Source organism: Streptomyces sp. NBC_01439, assembly GCF_036227605.1.
In the GTDB taxonomy this organism is placed as follows: domain Bacteria; phylum Actinomycetota; class Actinomycetes; order Streptomycetales; family Streptomycetaceae; genus Streptomyces.
Map to the genome: position 1 here is coordinate 3,879,470 of NZ_CP109487.1, position 17,957 is coordinate 3,897,426.

Here is a 17,957-nt window from a genome sequence, read left to right on the forward strand (position 1 = left end):
CTCGCTCTCGCCGGTCTGCGGCGGGCCGGGACCCGCATTCCGGTGGCCGGGGGACCGGCCACCGGAACGTGCGGGTGGCCCGGCTACGCGCCGTCCCGCAGGACCCGTTCGACCAGCTCCTCCTGCTCCTCGGTGATCTTCGGGTCGGCGAATTCGACGGTCCGGTCGTCCACGGTCACGGAGTACCGGTAGCCGTCCGGTACGCCTCCGGCGGGCCCCGGCCCCGCCTGGGCGAGGACCGCCGTCGCGAGGCGCTCCAGCTCGGCCGCGTCGGGTCGACCCGTCGTCTCCAGCTCCGCCGTAGCCGGGAATCCGGCGAAGCCGCCGCTCCTCGTCACGCGGATGCGCACGGATCAGCCATGGTTGTTGCCGTTCACGCCGACGTGGGCCCACGCCTTGAGGACCGCCTCCAGTTCCAGCCCCTGCCCGAACCGCTTCTTCGTGGCCTCGGTCGTGGCCTGGGCGAACTGCCGGAAGGTGGCGCGCCGGGGGAGCTCGCCGGAGGTGAGGGTGTCGTACCAGATCTGCCCCGCCCGCTCCCAGGCGAAGCCCCCGATCTCGGTCGCGATCAGGTAGAAGGCGTGGTTCGGGATACCGGAGTTGATGTGGACGCCGCCCCCATCGAGGTCGGTCTCCACGAACCCGTCCATGTGGGCCGGCTGCGGATCCCCGCCCCGCCAGACGCGGTCGTCGGTGAAGGCGGTACCGGGCGCCCTCATCGAGCGCAGGGCCTGCCCCCGCACCAGGGGGGTGAAGAGGCCGGCACCGATCAGCCAGTCGGCCTCCTCCGCGGTCTGGCCACGGGCGAACTGCTTGACCAGGCTGCCGAAGACGTCGGAGACCGACTCGTTGAGGGCGCCGGACTGGTCCTCGTAGACCAGGTCCGCGGTGAACTGCGTGATTCCGTGGGTCATCTCGTGGGCGATGACGGCGGGATCGAGCGTGAAGTCGTTCCAGACCAAGCCGTCTCCGTCACCGAAGATCATGGATTGGCCGTCCCAGAGGGCGTTGTTGTACTTGCGGCGGTAGTGGACGGTCGCGTCCAGCGGCAGGTTGGCGTCGTCGATCGAACGACGGCCGTACGCCTCCTCGAAGAAGGTGAAGGTGAGGCCGAGGATGTTGTAGGCCCGGTTGACCGTGCCGTCCGACACCGGGTCTTCCCCCTCGGCCCTGACCTGATCGCCGGGCAGTTGCATGGTGTTGTGCGTGTCGAAGACCGTCCGCTGGAGGACGGCCGCGCCCGTCGGCACGGCCCCCTCCACCTCTCTGGGCGCTTCCTTTCGCTTCTGTCGGAGCTCGGCGTCGATCGAGAGGGTCTTCTCGGCGGCCTCGCGGACCCTGGGGTCGTCGTCTTCGGTCAGTCGCTCGAGCACGAAGGGGGGCAGGATGCCGCAGACGCAGCGCTCGGATTCCGGTGCCCTGTGTTCCCCGCTGACGGGGGTATGAGTGGTGTCCACAGCGAACGAAGGTGGCGCCCCCGGACTGCCGGGGTCACGCATCGCCCCGGAATCTCACCCGCACGCCCCGCCCGATTGGGCCGAACAGCCCTGTATGTCGGGGCCCGGCCGCCGTGCGCGGCCGGGCCCCGTCCTTCTCGGGCCCCCGGGACTTCGACGACGGGGCCTAGCAGGCGTGGCCGTCGTGGTCGGGGTCCAGGCGCAGCGGATCGCTGCCGTTGACCTTGAGGCGCTTCGGGTACTGGTGGGAGGCCAACCAGGCGCAGCGGGCCTTCGTCGTCGCCCGCACCTCGGCCGGAAAGCGGGTCGGTACGCACACGTTGGCCGTGCCGTAGTGCCGGTCGCAGCCGGCCGCACTCGGTGCGACCGGGGCGGAGTCCCGCTTCGCCGGGTTGTCCTTGGCGGGACCCAGCCGGTCGGCGAAGGCGTGCACGTGCGCGGCGGGCTGCTCCTGGGCGGCCGCCAGCGCGGACGGGCCGCCGAGGTGCACCCAGGTCGCGATCGACGGGATGCCGTTCGCGTCGACCGCGAAGAGCATGTACCAGCCAGGCGGCGCCAGGTTGGGGTTGCTGGTGACGTTCAGGTCGATGGTGGTCCCGTCGACGGTCATGGGCAGGTCCACGAACCGCTGGTTCGGGTCCGAGGAGTGGGTGACCGCCGCCGGACGGATCAGCTCCGCCTTCGCGACCGGCCGGTTGACGGTGATCCGCTGCGTGTCCCCGTACACCCACTGCGTGTCGATCACCGAGGTGATCTGCGGGCGGGCGCCCTTGAAGAGGTAGGGCGGGGTGTAGATCGACACGTTGTGGTTGTACGTCCCGTTGCCCGGGTTGTCGCCGACCGACATGACCCGGCCGTCCGGCATCAGGAACGACGCCGAGTGGTAGGTCCGCGGGATCGGGTCGGTGGCCAGACCCGCCTGGTAGGTGCTGGTCGTCGGGTCGAAGAAGGAGGCCTCGAAGACGGGGTCGGCCCGGTCGTGCAGTCCGCCGCCGGTCTCCAGGACCTTGCCGTCCGGCAGCAGCACCGCCGACACGAACATCTTGCCCTCGGCGCCGGTCTGGGGACGCTTGCCCTGGCCCTGGTCGACCAGGCCCTGCGGGATCGGCGGGCCGGCCGTGTAGGCGGGACTGGGCTGCTTGAGGTCGATGATGTCGGTGAGCCGGTTGGCCGCCGGATTGCGCTCGTTGTTGCCGCCGCCGATGGTCAACACCCGCTGGTCCTGGGCCGGGGGCAGCAGCACGCTCGCCGACTCGTCCCGCTCGTCCTTGTTCCGCAGGCCCGGCACGTCGGTGATGGTGTTGGCGTCGTAGTCGTAGATCGAGGCCCCGGTGCCCGGGGTGCCGTTGCCGAAGGTGTGGCTGCCCGAGTAGAAGAGCCGCCCGTCCTGCATCAGGATCATCGACGGGTACAGACCCCAGTACGACCAGGTCTGGTTGACCTGGTTCATCGGCAGCCACTTGTTCTGCGCCGCCGAGAACTTCTCCGCCGTCACGTTGCCCGTGGAGTCCTCCTTCAGCCCGCCGAAGGAGATCACGTCACCGTTGCCGAGGATCGTCGCCGACGGGTACCAGTGCCCGCCGTTCATGTCGTTCGTCCTCGTGTACTTCTCAGTGGTCGGGTCGAAGGTGTACGAGTCCTTCAGTCCCTGGTAGCCGATCGACCCGTCGGCCGACGGGTACCCCTTGTTGCCGCTCATCACCAACACCCGGCCGTCCGCCAGCTGCACGTGGCCCGCGCAGAACATGTCGACGGGGGTCGGGATCGTCTTGAAGGACCCGTTCGCCGGGTCGTAGACGGCCGAGGTGAAGGTGCCCGCGTTGAACTGGGCGATGTCGTTGCCCGAGCCCGCGATCAGCAGCACCTTGCCGCCCCCAGAGCCTCCGGCCTGGGAGGTGCCCCCGTTCAGGACGACCGCGTGCATCGAACGCACCGGGTTCTGCGCCGGGATCACCTGCCACTTGCCCTTGGCGCACTCCTCCGCGGTCCCCGAACAGGACGGCTGCGGCGGGACGGCGCCCACCTCCTCCAATGCGTAGTCGTCGGTGGTGAGCGTGCCCACCCCGTAGACCGACAGGCCCCACGCGATCTTGTCGGTGTTCGGTGGAACGGCCGGTGTGCGGACCTCCGTACGCGCCCAGGCCGCGCTGACGGGCGGGTTCTGCAGGTCGGTCCAGTACTGCCAACCCGCCGTCGTGTCGCGGCGGAACACGGTCACCGACACGTCCGGGGTGTTCGACTTGTACCAGGCGGACAGGTCGTACTGCTTGCCCGGCGTGACGGTCGGGGCGCAGGTGCTGTTCTCCGTGACCAGCGCCTTGCGGTCGCCGTCCACGCGGCGGGTGAGCGAAACCTTCATCGCCTTGGTGCCGCCGTGCGCGTCGGCGACGGTGGAGAAGGTGAAGTCGTTGTCGCCCCAGCCGGACTTCGACCAGCAGGACGGCATGTCGGAGCCGGCGGATCCGGCGGTCTCGAAACCGGGATTGGAGAGCAGATTGGGCGGACCGGCCGTGGCTTGCTGCGGTGCGGTGAGCAGCAGGCTCGCGGTCATCGCCCCGACGGCGAGCAGGGCGGCCCGCCGCCCTGCCCTCCGACGGATCGTCAGACGCATCGAAAGGTTCCTTTCTGTGCGGCTCAACTCCTGTTGTGGCGAGGTAGGTAGACGAGGGCCTCGGTGGCCGCGAACCGCAGGACGAAGGTGGTCACCAGCGCGAGGGCGGTGGCGGGCAGCACCTCCATCCCGAGCTCGGCGACGAACACCGCGATCAGCGGGATGCGCAGCAGCAGATCGGCGTTGGCGAGCAGCGCGAAGCGTCCAACCCGGTCGGCCCAGTGGCGGTGCCGGCGCCGATCGCGAAAGAGCAGGGTCTCGATGAGCAGGAAGTTCCACAGGACCCCCGCCTGGTTGGCGACGATCTCGGCCGGCAGGTAGTGCATCCCCGCGCGGGTCAGCAGCCAGAGCGCGGCCAGGTTCGGGGCGAAGCCGGAGAGCCCGATCAGCCCGAAGCCGATCATGCGGGCCAGCGGGGCGGCCGAGCGCAGCGAGGCGAGGTGGGCGAGGAAGCGCATGCCCTCGCGGGCGGTGGACTTCGACTCCCCCGCGTAGCGGTCCTGGAAGACGAACGGCACCTCGGCGACCTTGCCGGGGCGGCAGCGCACCGCCAGCTCCAGCAGGATCTTGTAGCCCAGCGGTTTCAGGGCCTCCGCGGTGACGACGGAGCGGCGCATCGCGAAGAAGCCGCTCATCGGGTCGCTGATCCCGCGCAGCGCGCGCGGGAAGAGCCCCTTGGTCAGCCAGGTCGCGGCGCGGGAGACGGCGATGCGGTAGCTCCCGGCGAGCCCGGCCCGGCTGCCGCCGCTGATGTAGCGGGAGGCGACGACGAGGTCTGCGCCGGTGCGCACGCCCTCGCCGACGAGCTCGGGGACCAGGTGCGGCGGGTGCTGGAGATCGGCGTCCATGACGACGATCCAGTCGGTGTCCGCGCGCTTGACCCCTTCGACTACGGCGCCGCCGAGCCCGCCGTCGGCCGTCTCCCGGTGCAGGACGGACACCGGGAAGGGGTGGTCGGCGGCGGACTTCTCGATGAGGGCCGGGGTGTCGTCCGTGGAGTCGTCCACGAACAGCACCTCGCAGGGCAGGTCTGCGGGATCGGGCAGGGCGTCACCGAGCCGGCGCAGCAACTCGGCGATGTTCCCCGCCTCGTTGAAGGTCGGGATGATGAGGGTGACGCTGCCGGTCACCGCCTGCGGAAGGGTGAGGTCCGCATCGATCGGGGCACGGAGGGGCCCCAGGTCCTCGCTCATGCGCGCTCAGCTCCCGCTCGTACGGTCGGTCCGGCGTATCTCGATGCGGTCCTCGCCCGACCCGAAGGTCGCCACCACCGCCGAATGCTCCAGCGCCGCCTTCACGTGGGGCAGGTTCACCGCGTCGCGGCGCACGGTGGGCGAGGAGACCACGTAGTCGATGTCCTGCCAGCCCCGCGGCAGGGTCTTGGTGACGGCCGGGTCGAGGTCCGCCTTGTAGAACCAGATCGCGCCGGGGCCGGGCTCGAAGCCGTGGTGCACCGCGTCCAGCCAGAGCGCGTCGTCCAGCAGCACCCGCGTGTTCGCCGGATCGGCGACCTCCCTGCCGAGCCAGGCCGCGGCCTGCCGGTACGGGGCGTTCGCGTCCACCGTCAGCGCGGTGCGGTTGCCGTCGTACCAGCGCGGCAGCACGTACACCGCGGCCGACGCGGCGAGCACGCCGAGCAGGGCCCAGCGCGCCCGTACCAGCGGCCTGCGCTCCCCGGGGCCGCGGCGGCGGCGCAGCACGGCGTGCGTGGTGCTGGCCGCGCCCCCGGCCAGGACCAGCGCGAGGAAGGGCAGCGCCTGGATCACGTACATCGCAGGCAGGTAGCCGGAGGGCCGCATCGCCACGGCGGCGAGGATCACGGCGGCGAGCGCGGGGCCGGCCAGCGCGCGGGCGGTGACCGACCATCGGACGGTGGCCAGCAGCAGGACGGCGCCGGCCAGCCCGCCGAGCGGCAGGACGGTGTCGTAGTACAGCCAGGAGCGGAACACGCCGTTCGAGCCGGAGCCGGGCGTGAGGATGAAGCCGGAGCCCTCGCGACCCATCTGGTAGGTGATGCCGTCGATGAGCGACACGTGCCCGGAGCCGGGCAGCAGTTCGCCGTTGAGCAGGGCGTACAACGGGTACGACAGCCCGATCAGCGCGCAGGCGGTGATCGCTCCGGTGACCGCGAACTTGCGGGTGTCGCGGTGACTGTGGCGCCACATCGTCACCAACAGCGCCGGGAGCACCACCAGCATCGTCTCCTTGGTGAGGACGGCGGTGGCGGCCGCCAATCCGGAGCCGAAGTGGTGCCACAGGTGGCGGCTCGGGGACGCGGCGAGGCAGAAGGCCAGCAGCATCCACATCACGGCGAGGTTGTCGAGGAAGATCTCCCGCTGGAGGACCACGGAGAGCGGCGACAGCCCGAAGAGGGCCGTCGCGAGCCCGGCCGCCCAGCGCGGCAGCCACAGCCGGCGCGCCAGGACGTACAGCAGCACGGAGCTGGTGGCGGAGACGGCGAGCATAGAGAACCGCATCGGCGCGACGGTCATCCAGTCGGGCACGAACAGCGACGGCAGGTACGTCAGGCCCGCGACCTGGATCCAGCCGAGCGGCGGATGGTCGTACCAGTACGTGTAGTGGGCGAGGCCGTCGCCCTGCTGGACGGCCCAGGCCTGCGCGAGGTAGGTGCCCTCGTCGTCGCTCAGGGTCGGGAAGTTCGTGATGTTCCAGCCCTGGACCAGCACGATCACCAGCACCAGGGCGCCGCACAGCAGCAGGTCGGGGCGGGAGGAGCGGAAGCGTACGAGCGGCCGGGCGGGCGCGGCCGGGCGCACCCCGAGGCCGCCGGCGGGCGACCGCCGGGCCGGGCCGGTACGGGTCCCGGTCCCGGTCCCGGTCCCGGTCTCGGGCTCGGTCTCGGTCTCGGTCTCGGTCTCGGTCTCGGTCTCGGGCTCGGTCTCGGGCTCGGTCTCGGGCTCGGTCTCGGGCTGGGGATCAGTGGCCGTGGGCAGGATGGCGGTCACTGGCGGCTGTCCTCTCGGATCGCGGTGGAAGCGGAGACGACACCGGATGCGGCGGTGACGGGGACGGGCGCGGGCGCGGTGGCCGGCGCGGTGCCGGTCGCCGTCAGATGGGCGCCGGTGTGGCTGGTGAGCTCCCACTCGTTGCGGCCGCGCTGCTCGCGCCAGACCGCACGGATCGCGGCACCCGCGAGCATCACCTGGTAGAACGGGCCGCCGACGACGAGCTTGACGTAGTGCACGAGTCGGACGCGCAGACCGTACTGGCGGCCGAAGTCGTGCAGGCCGACGATCTCGAACACGAAGGTCACCAACGCCGTGATCATGGGGAGGAAGGTGATGATCGCGATGCCGACGGGCACGTCGAGGAGGACCGCGACGGCGAAGTTGAGCGGAATGATCACTCCGGACGCGGCCTGCATGAAGGGCGTCATCAGCGTGTACCGGGCCAGCCAGCGCTGGCCGCGCCCGGGCAGCTGCTGCCAGTCCTTCTTCCGGTACACCTGGAGGAACCCCTGGTTCCAGCGGGTGCGCTGCTTGAGCAGGCTCACCAGCGAGCCGGGCGTCTCCTCGCGGGTGACCATGTCGGAGTCGTAGGCGACGACCACCTTCTTGCCGACCGACGACAGCCGTACCCCGAGGTCGCAGTCCTCGGCGAGGCAGTTCTGGTCCCAGCCGCCGGCCTCGCGCAGCACCTCGGTACGTACGAAGACGGTGTTGCCGCCGAGCGGGATGAAGCCCTTCTCGGCGTGCAGGTGCAGCCGGGAGCGGAACCAGAAGAAGTACTCCAGGCAGTTGCGCAGGCTGTACCAGCTGGAGTGGAAGTTGATGAGCTGGACCCCGCCCTGGACCACGTCTGCGCCGGTGGAGCGGAAGGCGTGGTCGACGTGGGCGAGCAGCTCGGGGTGGACCTGGTCCTCGGCGTCGAAGACTCCGACGATGTCACCGCGGCAGGACGGGAGGGCGGTGTTGAGGGCCTTCGGCTTGTTCTTCGTTTCGTGGTGGTCGACCACCACGCGGACGCGGGCCGGCGCGCGGGCGGCCGCCCGTTCGGCGACGGCGGCCGTCCCGGGGTCGTCGTGTCCGACGATCACGATGATCTCGTAGTCGGTGTGGCTCGACTCCAACAGCCGGTCGATGGTGTGCTCCAGGACCGCCTGCTCGTGCCGGGCGGGGAGCAACAGCGAGAAGGCGAGGCGGCCCTCCCCGTCGGGGCGGTCGAACCGCGTGGAGGCGAGCACCTCGGGGGTCCGCCACGCGTGCATCTGCCACCAGAGCGTGAAGGCGGCCATCCAGAAGAGCGCCAGGGAAATCACAGCGATGAACACAGATGTGTACAAAAGGTCCCCCACAGACCCGCCGCCCCCCGGCGGCGATCAGCAAACCCCCCGGGGGCGCACGGCGGGCCCCCCGGCCCGCCGCCCCCGCTTCCCCCTTGCGCGCACCCCCCAGTGCGCAGTCTCGGTAACTCCCGAAGCTAAGAGATTAGGCAGTGAACATGACACTCAGCCGCATCGCAGATAAAAAGCACGTTTCTCAACTCATGTGTGTGCAACCGGAATTGACGGTACTCCGGCAGCTTCAGGGGCAAATCGCACCCAACTGCTCGGCCAGCTCGACCGGATCCGTCGTAGGCCGCGCGCAGACGAAATGTCGACACACATACGCCGTCGGGAGGTCGCGCACGAGTGTGCGCTCGGCAAGAAGGGGGAACTCGCCGCCATCACCGTCCGCCGCACCCGGCAGGCCGACCGCCACCACTGCCCCGGGAGCCGTCCCCAGCAACGCGGTCCGGTGCAACAGCGCCAGCGCAGGGTCCTCCGGATGGCCGACGACCGCCACCTCGCGCGGCCCGTCGAGGAGCGCCTCGGCCACCGACAGCCCGTGCCCGATGAAGCGCGGCACCCGCGGCCCGAGCGCCTGCACCACCCCCAGCGCCCGCTCCGCCGCCGTACGGTGCGCCTCCGATCCCGTGTGCGCCGCGTACGAGAGCAACGCGCCCGCGGCGGCCGTCCACCCCGACGGGGCGGCCGTGTCCGTCGGATCCTGCGGCCTGCGGATGAGCTTCTCCGCGTCGTGCGCCGTGTCGTACAGCGACCCGTCCTCGGCGGTGAACCGGTCCAGGACCAGGTCCACGAGGAACCCGGCGAACTCCAGCCAGACCCCCTCGCCGGTCACGGACGCCAGCGCGAGGAAGCCCTCCGCCACGTCGCCGTAGTCCTCCAGCACCCCGTCGTTGCTGCCGACCTGCCCGTCCTTGCTCGTGCGCGACAGCCGCGCCCGGCCATCCAGGTGCACGCGCACCAGCAGATCGGCCGCCTCGGTCGCCCGCTCCACCAGGTCGGGCCGCTCGAAGTACGCCCCGCACTCGGCGAGCGCGGCGATCGCCAGCCCGTTCCACGCGGCGACGATCTTGTCGTCCCGCCCGGGCGCGGGCCGCCGGACCCGCGCGGCCAGCAACCGCTCCTTGATCCCGGCGAGCCTGTCCGCCTCCACCGCGGGCCCGTCCTGGGGCAGCTGCAGCACGGAGGTCCCGTGCTCGAAGGTCCCCTCCTCGGTCACCCCGAAGTACAGGGCGGCCAGATCCCCGTCGCCCTCCCCCAGCACCTCGCGCAACTGGGCGGGCGTCCAGGCGTAGTAGGCCCCCTCCACGTGCTCCCCGGTCAGCGGATCCTCGCTGTCGGCGTCGAGCGCGGAGGCGAAGCCGCCCTGGTCGGTGCGCAGCTCCCGGACCATGAAGTCGGCGGTCTCGAGCGCGACCCGGCGCGCGAGCTCGGACCCGGTGGCGCGCCACAGGTGCGCGTACACCCGGCAGAGCAGCGCGTTGTCGTAGAGCATCTTTTCGAAGTGCGGGACCAAAGGTCCATCCGGGCCAGGCGTGAGTACGTACCGGTGGAACCCGCCTCCCACCTGGTCGTACAGGCTCGAACGAGCCATCGCGCCGCACAGCCCCTCGGCCATCTCCAGCGCTGCCACGGAGCCGGCACGCGCGTGGTGCCGCAGCAGGAACTCGACCACCATCGACGGCGGAAACTTGGTGTCTCCCTTGAACCAGCCGCTCGCGGGCTCGATGTCCCGGGTCAGCTGGAGGAGCGCCAGGGCCTGAGTCTCGTTGGTAGGCAACCCTGCGGACTCGATGCTCAGCTCCCGCCCGGCGAGGTCCCTGGTGATCTTCGCGGCGACTTCGCCCACCTCGTCGCGCCGACTCGTCCACGCGCTGTGGACGCCTTCGAGTACCTGCCGGAAGGACGGCATCCCATGGCGGGGCTCCGGCGGGAAGTACGTGCCGAAGTAGAACGGCTCCCCGTCCGGCGTCATGAAGACGGACATGGGCCAGCCGCCCTGTCCCGTGGCGGCCTGCACTGCCTCCATATAGACGGCGTCCACGTCGGGCCGCTCTTCACGGTCCACCTTGACGGATACGAAGTGCTCGTTCATGTACGCGGCGGCGGCGTCGTCCTCAAAGGACTCGTGCGCCATGACATGGCACCAGTGGCACGCGCTGTAGCCGACGCTCAGGAACACGGGGACGTTGCGCCGCCGGGCTTCTTCGAACGCGCCGGCCTCCCATGGCCACCAGTCGACGGGGTTGTCCGCGTGCTGGAGGAGGTACGGGGATGTGGCCTGCGCAAGTCGGTTCGGCATACCCCCATCCTTGCGCACACCACCTCCGCCCCGCCCATGCGCCACAGGGGCAGCACACGACCGGGGCCGGTGCCGACCCGCTGAGCTGTCTTACTCACCGTCGCTCTGCGGGCCGGGGTCTTGGTCGGCGCGGTTCACGCGCGCATGGTCGGTGTACTCGCGCCGGAACAGACCGTGACCGGTCCGGCCCGTGTGCCGCAAGGCCCAGTCCTGAGCGTCATCCGGAACACCCTGAGGGCCGGAATCTTCGCCGCATCCCACGGCCATGCAGAAGAGCTGTGCGGTGATCCCGCCGTCCGGCACGTGTCTGATGGTGTGGTCCACGTAGCGCATGACTGTGCGAGCCATCAGTGCCCCTCGGGGTGCCGCCGCAAGTAAACGTTGCAGTCGGTCACGGTCGTCAGGTCGCCCCCGGCACGCGCCCGATCACGAACGTTGGCCAGCTCCGTGCACCCAGCGCACCCCGGCACGGGGGCAGGGTCCGGGCCCAGCCTCAGCGGCAAAGTCACTGAGGCACTCGGATACGTTCTTGGCTCGCTCATGCCGACCCCTTCGCATCGTCCGTCTGGCGACAACGCTAGGAACGGCAGCGCCTCGGCTCACAGCCGATTGCACGTGATTGCGTGCTGATTACACGAGGGAGTCACGCGCTCTGGCCAGCAGCGCGCGGGCCTTGTCGCCGTGGACGGCCATGTCGGCCAGCGTGGCGAACGTGTCGGCGTAGGCGGCTACCTCGCTGGGCTGCGTGATCGTGAGGTAGCCGGACACAAGCTCAACGCTCACTTGCGCCTTGTCGTAGATCCAGAACCCTTCAACGGGCATACGTGCCCGCCCGAGCTGCGCCGGGACCACGCCCAAGGTCACGTTGGGCAACTCGCCTTCAGCGAGGGAGAGAAGGCGCTCTAGCTGTTCCGCTTGGGTGTCGACGTCGCCGTAGCCGTTCCTCAACACGGACTCCTCCACCAGGAAAGCAAAAAGGCGTTGCCCCTCGGTGAGCACCCGCTGCCGTTCCATGCGAACGGCCACAGCGTCGGCCACGTCATCGACTGGCACGCGGCGTCGCTGGACAGCACGCAAGACAGCTTCGGTGTAGCCGTACGTCTGGATCAGGCCGGGCACGAGCCAGGAGGAGTAGGCCCGAAACCAGCGGGTGCGCTCGAACAGTGGCCGCACGGATTCTTGCGCCCGTCGTAGGCCGGTGCGCTCCATCCGACGCCAGGACACCCACATGCCCTCAACGGCCCGTAGAGAGGCAATCAGGTCCTCAGTCTGGTCCTGAGCGCCGCAAGCTGCGCACCACGCGCGAATGTCGTCCTCGCTGGGCTGCGTCTTCGCTGTCGAGATCCGAGACACCTTGGAGGGGTGCCAGCCGCACAGCGCGGCCAAGTCTTTGCCGTCAAGCCCGGCATCCTTGACCACCTCGCGTAGGCGGTCGGCAAGGAACTGCCGGGCTTGCTGGACGCTAGATGATGCTGATTGGGGCATGACTCACTGAACCGGGTTGTACTCCTCGTGAGGCGTAGCCCGCTGCCACACCAACTCAAATGCGGATGAGACGAGTTCGCAGACGGCCGGCTCAGTCCGCCACTCGCGGTCAACAACTTCCCCGACGCCAGAGAAGTACGTGAATAGCACGGACTCGCCGTCGAACATCCACAGGTCAGTTCCCGGCAAGGGGACGTCAGCGGCACGACGCCGGGGCAGCCAGCGGACCAGCTCACCCGCTGCGACGTTGGCGAACGTCATGTCGTGCTCATACCTGATGTAGTCCGTTACCGGCTCCGAAACGATGCGGGCCCGCCGCATGACGACTCCGCGCGCTGTCGTCTCCGCCACTAGGTCACGCCACGTACCCCACCAGTCCGGCAGCTTGGCCGGGTCGCCGTTGTACCGATGGCCGGCGCGCCAACGGGCGAACTCCGGATCGTCCGGGGTGTAGCTGTCGCGCATCTCCAGGTGCACGGCGGAGCGCCGCGCCTTGGAAATCCCGTCACGTACGGGGTACTTCACCGTTGCCGTCCTCCGGTCGGGGGATGTACTTCAGCATCACAGCGGGGAGCCGAATGATCGTCTCGTGATCCGGCACGTCCGTGCTGTGACCGGGGATGGAGCCGATCTCCTGGCATGCCTTCACCTCCTCCTCGGTGGCCCGATACGACTGGATCAGCAGATCCCCCGTGTCCTCGTCCAGCCAGATGGTGGGCGAGTCGTCAACGGGCGTGTTCGGAATGATCCCGAGGAACCTGAGCTTCATGGCTGCCCTCTCCCTGCGTCGATCGGATTGCCGCCGATTGCATGACTCTCACTCACCAGGAGGTGCCCGTCAAGACCGCCTCAGATACCGGCACTTGATTGCCCCGTCGCCCTGGGACGAGGCCGCCGCGAGCCCAACGAGGTGAAACCCTCGGGAACACGGAGGTCTCCCCCAGCTGGCCCCGCGTGCACCCTTGAAATCGAACCCCAGAAACCCCGAAAGCCCCCGACAACCACCCGACAAGGGGCAGCTATCGGGGGCTTGGGGTGTGCTTAGCGGGACTGATCGACCCCCTAAAGAGCGTCTTTCTCCGATGCGCGAATCAGGCCTTTCCCAGTCGCAGCAAGGGATAGCGCCCAAAAAAGGCGTCACACCCAGCGCGCGTTTTCCAAGCTGGGGCCGGGATCGCTGGCGGGCACGCGCGGGAACTTCCGGGCCGCTCTCCCCCTACCTGCAGGCTCGCGCCAAACACTGTGGGCAGCCCATGCGTCCGAGCGTTCTTCGCGGCGGGCAAGGCAGCCGGGGCAGCGGCTGAGCGGCGGGAAGCGCGAGCGGTGACGAAGTGATGAAGTGACCCTGAATCCGGGTTACCTCTTATAGATGGTGTTTTAGTTCTGTGCATGGAACAGAACCAAACCGTCATTCCGCCACTTCGTCACCACGCGGAGAGGCATCGGACTCATCCGCGCTGTCCCAGTACGCTCGCATGGGGCGCAGACTCCCTCACTCAGAGACTGGTGAGCAGATTGCCCGCCGGAAAGGAAGAAGAGGCCAGGCCTGAAGGTCCAGCCTTGTGCGTCGAACTCACTTCTCGGTGGTTGTGTCCTTCTTCGACAGCCAGTCGAACTCAAGCCGTTCCAAAATCGGGGTGTGGTCCCCCTGCCGCGCGGCGGGCTTGACTGTGATGCCCTTCTTCCCAAGGGCGCACTTCAGGAGCATCCGCTTGTCCGCCATATCCGCTGCTTCCCACGCCTCACGCAGGGTGTCGACCTGTGTGAGGGGCGAGAGATCTGCCTCCGCGTCCAATGCCTCAAGGGTCGCGGTGGTGCTCTCGATAACGGCGCGCTGCCCTTCGCTCAGCTCCTCGAAGCGCTCCTCGTCCATCTTCCCGTACACGTAGAAGTCGTCTTCGAGCTTCTTCACGCGCCGCTGGGCGGCCTCAAGGGCCTTCTGAGCCTCGTCCTTCTTCGCCTGCGTTTCGGGGTCTGCGAAGGCGAGCCACCGGCGGGCTATCTCGATGACCACCGGGTCACCAGGTTCAAGGGCCGTGATGTGGTGGATCCAGGCCTGTCCGACCGCGTGGTCGATGCGGTCGGCGAGGGTCACCACTCCCTCGCAGATGGACTTGCCCCGCGTCTGCCGGACCTCACACCGGTAGCGCCCGCCACGGTGGCTCATCGAGCCACCACACGACTCAAGTTCCCCCGCGCCTTTCTTGTCCCGTAGCCGCCCGCATCGGTAGCTCCCCGTGCCCAGATACTTCGCTTCCGGCTTCCCCTTCGCCCACCGTTCGTCGGTCCGCTCGGCAATGAGCGCCTTGATCTTGAACCACTCGCCCGGCGTCACGACCCCCTTGCCGCACATGATGACTTCGCCCTTCTCATTGCGCAGAGGCTCGCCGTACCCCTCCCAACTGTCCAAGGGGTTGCCGTGCTCGTCTGTCTTGCGCCGCCGGACCGGGACCATGCCCGCGAAGAGCGGCGACTGAGCCAGCTTGCTCACCGCCGTGGGCGACCAGGTGGCACCGCTTCGGGTCCGGTACCCCTCCTCGTTGAGTTGGTGGGCGGTGTCCTTCGTCGTCTTCTTGTCGAGCAAGAGGTCCGCCAGCCTGCGGGCTGTGTCGTGCTCTTCGGGATGGGGTTCGACCTTGCCGCTTCCGGGCGCGCTGTAGAGACCGAACGGGGGCCTGCCCGTTCCCCTTCGGCCTTCCGCCTTGTGCGAGTCATGGCCGATCTTCACGCGCTTCGCTATGTCCTTCGCTTCCTCCCTGGCGCGTTCGCTCAGGATCGCGAAGACCATGCGGCCACCCTGTGATGAGTCCAGCCCTTCGGAAACGGAGACGAGCCGGGATTGCCGGCGGTCGAACTCGTCGAGCATCCGGCCCACCGCTCCCATACCGCGCCGGTCGAAGCGGTCCGTCTTCCACACTCCGAGCGTCTTGGACTTACCGTCCACGATCGCTTGGGTGGCCTTCTCGAACTCCCGGCGTCTTACGTAGGTCTTGGAAGCCGAGAGTTGTTCAAACCAGACGTGCCGGATCTGAAGTCCGTTCGTCTGCGCCCAGCGCACCACGTCCCGCAAGTGCCCCCGCAGCGTGGCCAGGTCTTCCTTCTTGTTGCTTCGTCGCAGGTAGGCGTCCATGAGTCCGGACGGCTCGGCCGTCGCGGGCTTGTCCAGTCCCAGGGCTTCCAGGTCCTCAGGGCTGAGCCCCAACCCAACCAGCGTCGCGTGATCCTCGCGCACCACAACCCCCCTCTGTTCTCAGGGGAGATGGTACGGAAGTAATGGACCTTAGACGGCTACTTTCTCGAAGTGCGGAACTACCCACTCCCGATCCACGGAGTACCGTGCGGACCCGCCTCCGAGCTGGTCGTAGATCCCGCCGCGCGCCATCGCCTCGCACGTGTCCGCGGCCATCTGGAGCGCGCCCTCGGACCCGGTGCGCGCGTGGTGGCGCAGCAGGAACTCCAGCACCATGGACGGCGGGAACTTCGGCGCCCCGCCGAATCCGCCGTGCACGGCGTCGTACTCCCGCGTCAACCCGAGCAGCGCCCGCGCGAACTCCTCGGCCCCGGGCGTCCCGGCCTTCCCGTAGTCCAACTCCCGCCCGGCCAGGTCGCGTACGATCCGCTGCGCGACTTCGGCGACCTCTTCGGGCCGCCCCACCCAGGCGGTCCGCACCCCTTCGAGCACCTGCATGAAGGAGGGCATCCCCTGCCGGGGCTCGGGCGGGAAGTAGGTCCCGAAGTAGAAGGGCTCGGCGTCGGCGGTCATGAAGACGGTCATGGGCCACCCTCCCTGCCCGGTGGCCGCCTGCACGGCTTCCATGTAAACGGCGTCGACGTCGGGGCGTTCCTCGCGGTCCACCTTGATGTTGACGAAGTGCTCGTTCATGTAGGCGGCGGTCAGTTCGTCCTCGAAGCTCTCGCCGGCGAGCACATGACACCAGTGGCAGCTCGAATACCCGACGCTGAGGTGTACGGGCACCCCGCGCTCACGCGCCTCCGCGAAGGCCTCGGGCGACCACGGCCACCAGTCGACGGGGTTGTCGGCGTGCTGGAGGAGGTAGGGAGAGGTCTCGTTCGCGAGGCGGTTCGACATGGGCCCATCCTGCCGCACGGGAACGGATCAGCTCCGAAGGGCGCCGGGCAGCCCGTACCCATGTCGAGTCCGCACCTGCTGCAGCTTGGGCGGTGAACTGGATCGCACCCGGCCCACCCCCAAACGATATCGCCATTCAAGCAAAGATGATATCGTTTGGTGTATCTGATCACCGAGGAGGCCGGCATGGCAAGGACAGTCATCGACCTTGATGAGGCCATGGTCGCCGAGGCAATGCGCATCTTCGGCACCAAGACAAAGGCCCAGGCCGTACGGCTCGCCATGGAAGACGCCGTCAAACGGCACCTTCGGCAAGAGGGCTTCGACGCCATGGACGCCGGCGACTTCGACTTCAGCGAGATCATCGAGAGCACCGGCCCCCGCAACGCCGACGGCACCCTGAAGCGCGATGGCGGCCGGGCCGCCTGATGCAGGGCCGCTTCCTGATCGACAAATCAGCTCTGGCGCGCTGGACGAAGCCCGGCGTGCGGGAGGTGCTGAAGCCCCTCCACGAGCGCTATCTGCTCGCAGTCTGCCAACCCACCGAGTACGAGATGATCCACTCGGCCCGGGACACCGCCGAGGCGACACGAATCAGCACCTGGCTCCACGCCTTCGACTACCTCTCCAGTGGCGACGACACCTTCACCCGCGCACTGGAGGTGCAGCGCCACGCTCTCAACGCGGGGTTCCACCGGGCGCTGTCGCTCCCCGACCTCCTCATCGCCGCCACAGCGGAACTGAACCGGCTGACCGTCCTCCACTACGACGGCGACTTCGACATGATCGCCTCACTCACCGGCCAACCCACCGAATGGGTCGTGCCGCCGGGCAGCGTCGACCGCTGAACGGCGCCGAGATCGCCATGGATACCACTGGCCTACGGGGAGCCTGCGGGCCCGGCATCGGCAATCGTCTGGCTGACGAGGACCCGGACACCCGGCGTGCGCTTCGCTACCCGGCCGTCGCCCCCTTCCGCAGCAGCGGGGTCAGGTCCGCGGTCCAGGTGTCGTGGGTGGCGGTCCAGGTCGCCGGGCAGTTCGCGCGGGCCGGGGTCGCGAGGTCCGGGTGGCGGGCCGGGGCGTGGCCGTAGGCCGCGCAGCGGTGGGATTCCGCGCGGGCCGGGTCCGGGGCGTGTTCGTCGTCGGGGGCCGGGGCGGGGTCGGCCGCGGCCGCGAGGTCGTAGGCGCGGGCGGCGGTCAGCAGGGCGTGGTCGCCCTCCGGGGCGCGCAGGAGCATCAGCTGGGCGAAGCGGTCGGCGGCGTCCTCCTCGGCCCTGCCCCGGTCGCGCACGGGGAGGTCGAGGGCATCGATGAGGGCGTGGCCCGCCTCGTGGTGGAGGGTCTCCCGAACGACCTCGGAGAGGGGTTCGTCCGCCGGGCCGCGGTCGGCCTCTTCGAACAGTTTCCGGTCCTCCGTCAGGTCGTCGTAGCAGAGCTCGATCTGCTGGTTCGCGGGGTCGTAGCCGCTGCCCTCGCCGGCGCAGGACCGGGCGACGACCGTGATCGGGTCGGGGACGTCGAGGTAGGCGTTGAGGTCGGCGGTGACGAGCTCGAGGAGCTTGCTCCGCTGGAGGAAGTCGGCGCTGGCGCGGTCGGCTTCGGCCGGTTCCTCGTGACGGGGTACGAAGCCCCGTGCGGGCGGCGGGGTTTCGCATCCGGACAGCGCCGGCAGCAGTGTCATCGCGCACAGGGTCGACACCAACG

At 69.2% G+C, this 17,957-nt stretch carries 16 protein-coding genes and 1 pseudogene; 2 read left to right on the forward strand and 15 right to left on the reverse strand.

Annotation, left to right across the window (positions count from 1 at the left end):
* Positions 1 to 83: 83 nt before the first annotated feature.
* From OG207_RS16925 to OG207_RS16990, 14 genes and pseudogenes are all read right to left on the reverse strand, one after another.
* Positions 84 to 350 carry a protealysin inhibitor emfourin gene (locus tag OG207_RS16925; protein WP_329099369.1) on the reverse strand — a complete coding sequence of 89 codons (267 nt, stop codon included), beginning with the start codon at positions 348 to 350 and terminating at the stop codon, positions 84 to 86.
* Between the two features lie 3 nt (positions 351 to 353).
* Complete coding sequence (locus OG207_RS16930; protein ID WP_329099370.1) at positions 354 to 1,373, reverse strand: M4 family metallopeptidase; 1,020 nt, start codon at positions 1,371 to 1,373, stop codon at positions 354 to 356.
* 250 nt (positions 1,374 to 1,623) lie between these two features.
* Entirely contained in the window at positions 1,624 to 4,068 is a 2,445-nt protein-coding gene (locus tag OG207_RS16935; RefSeq protein WP_329099371.1) for a galactose oxidase-like domain-containing protein, read from the reverse strand.
* A 23-nt stretch (positions 4,069 to 4,091) separates the two neighbouring features.
* Complete coding sequence (locus tag OG207_RS16940) at positions 4,092 to 5,261, reverse strand: glycosyltransferase family 2 protein (RefSeq protein WP_329099372.1); 1,170 nt, start codon at positions 5,259 to 5,261, stop codon at positions 4,092 to 4,094.
* Positions 5,262 to 5,267: 6 nt separating this feature from the next.
* On the reverse strand, positions 5,268 to 6,845 hold the full coding sequence (locus tag OG207_RS16945) for an ArnT family glycosyltransferase (RefSeq protein WP_329107689.1): 1,578 nt from the start codon (positions 6,843 to 6,845) through the stop codon (positions 5,268 to 5,270).
* 185 nt (positions 6,846 to 7,030) lie between these two features.
* The gene (locus tag OG207_RS16950) at positions 7,031 to 8,371 is read right to left on the reverse strand and encodes a glycosyltransferase (protein WP_329099373.1); all 1,341 of its coding nucleotides are present in this window, start codon (positions 8,369 to 8,371) and stop codon (positions 7,031 to 7,033) included.
* A gap of 241 nt (positions 8,372 to 8,612) precedes the next feature.
* Positions 8,613 to 10,676, reverse strand: coding sequence for a thioredoxin domain-containing protein (locus OG207_RS16955; protein WP_329099374.1), 2,064 nt, complete (start codon positions 10,674 to 10,676; stop codon positions 8,613 to 8,615).
* Positions 10,677 to 10,766: 90 nt separating this feature from the next.
* Positions 10,767 to 11,024 (reverse strand): DUF7848 domain-containing protein, encoded by a 258-nt coding sequence (locus OG207_RS16960; RefSeq protein ID WP_329099375.1) that lies wholly within the window; start codon positions 11,022 to 11,024, stop codon positions 10,767 to 10,769.
* Positions 11,024 to 11,218: a hypothetical protein gene (locus tag OG207_RS16965; RefSeq protein WP_329099376.1), complete on the reverse strand. Its 195-nt coding sequence runs from the start codon at positions 11,216 to 11,218 to the stop codon at positions 11,024 to 11,026. Before OG207_RS16965 ends, OG207_RS16960 begins: the two co-directional genes overlap by 1 nt.
* A gap of 88 nt (positions 11,219 to 11,306) precedes the next feature.
* The gene (locus OG207_RS16970; protein WP_329099377.1) at positions 11,307 to 12,161 is read right to left on the reverse strand and encodes a helix-turn-helix domain-containing protein; all 855 of its coding nucleotides are present in this window, start codon (positions 12,159 to 12,161) and stop codon (positions 11,307 to 11,309) included.
* 3 nt (positions 12,162 to 12,164) lie between these two features.
* On the reverse strand, positions 12,165 to 12,686 hold the full coding sequence (locus OG207_RS16975; RefSeq protein WP_329099378.1) for a DUF6879 family protein: 522 nt from the start codon (positions 12,684 to 12,686) through the stop codon (positions 12,165 to 12,167).
* Positions 12,667 to 12,930 (reverse strand): hypothetical protein, encoded by a 264-nt coding sequence (locus tag OG207_RS16980; RefSeq protein WP_329099379.1) that lies wholly within the window; start codon positions 12,928 to 12,930, stop codon positions 12,667 to 12,669. Before OG207_RS16980 ends, OG207_RS16975 begins: the two co-directional genes overlap by 20 nt.
* An 804-nt stretch (positions 12,931 to 13,734) precedes the next feature.
* A complete protein-coding gene (locus tag OG207_RS16985; RefSeq protein ID WP_329099380.1) occupies positions 13,735 to 15,393 on the reverse strand; it encodes a recombinase family protein in 1,659 nt (552 codons plus the stop codon).
* Positions 15,394 to 15,450: 57 nt separating this feature from the next.
* Positions 15,451 to 16,251, reverse strand: a pseudogene (locus OG207_RS16990) (thioredoxin domain-containing protein); the annotation flags it as partial.
* Between the two features lie 186 nt (positions 16,252 to 16,437).
* Here OG207_RS16990 and OG207_RS16995 point away from each other — a divergent pair.
* Together OG207_RS16995 and OG207_RS17000 are read left to right on the forward strand one after the other, a co-directional pair.
* Positions 16,438 to 16,680: a type II toxin-antitoxin system VapB family antitoxin gene (locus OG207_RS16995; RefSeq protein WP_266353134.1), complete on the forward strand. Its 243-nt coding sequence runs from the start codon at positions 16,438 to 16,440 to the stop codon at positions 16,678 to 16,680.
* Positions 16,680 to 17,099: a PIN domain nuclease gene (locus OG207_RS17000; protein ID WP_329099381.1), complete on the forward strand. Its 420-nt coding sequence runs from the start codon at positions 16,680 to 16,682 to the stop codon at positions 17,097 to 17,099. The genes OG207_RS16995 and OG207_RS17000 overlap by 1 nt, the downstream gene beginning before the upstream one ends.
* 106 nt (positions 17,100 to 17,205) lie before the next feature.
* On the opposite strand, the gene OG207_RS17005 is transcribed toward OG207_RS17000, so the two are convergent.
* On the reverse strand, positions 17,206 to 17,934 hold the full coding sequence (locus OG207_RS17005; RefSeq protein ID WP_329099382.1) for a DUF4344 domain-containing metallopeptidase: 729 nt from the start codon (positions 17,932 to 17,934) through the stop codon (positions 17,206 to 17,208).
* Between the last annotated feature and the right edge of the window lie 23 nt (positions 17,935 to 17,957).

Excerpts from the sequence above, each read along its gene's own strand:
- OG207_RS16935 (WP_329099371.1), bottom strand. The coding sequence starts at position 4,068 with ATGCGTCTGACGATCCGTCGGAGGGCAGGGCGGCGGGCCGCCCTGCTC.
- OG207_RS16940 (WP_329099372.1), bottom strand. The coding sequence starts at position 5,261 with ATGAGCGAGGACCTGGGGCCCCTCCGTGCCCCGATCGATGCGGACCTC.
- OG207_RS16955 (WP_329099374.1), bottom strand. The coding sequence starts at position 10,676 with ATGCCGAACCGACTTGCGCAGGCCACATCCCCGTACCTCCTCCAGCAC.
- OG207_RS16960 (WP_329099375.1), bottom strand. The coding sequence starts at position 11,024 with ATGGCTCGCACAGTCATGCGCTACGTGGACCACACCATCAGACACGTG.
- OG207_RS16965 (WP_329099376.1), bottom strand. The coding sequence starts at position 11,218 with ATGAGCGAGCCAAGAACGTATCCGAGTGCCTCAGTGACTTTGCCGCTG.
- OG207_RS16970 (WP_329099377.1), bottom strand. The coding sequence starts at position 12,161 with ATGCCCCAATCAGCATCATCTAGCGTCCAGCAAGCCCGGCAGTTCCTT.
- OG207_RS16980 (WP_329099379.1), bottom strand. The coding sequence starts at position 12,930 with ATGAAGCTCAGGTTCCTCGGGATCATTCCGAACACGCCCGTTGACGAC.
- OG207_RS16995 (WP_266353134.1), top strand. The coding sequence starts at position 16,438 with ATGGCAAGGACAGTCATCGACCTTGATGAGGCCATGGTCGCCGAGGCA.
- OG207_RS17000 (WP_329099381.1), top strand. The coding sequence starts at position 16,680 with ATGCAGGGCCGCTTCCTGATCGACAAATCAGCTCTGGCGCGCTGGACG.
- OG207_RS17005 (WP_329099382.1), bottom strand. The coding sequence starts at position 17,934 with ATGACACTGCTGCCGGCGCTGTCCGGATGCGAAACCCCGCCGCCCGCA.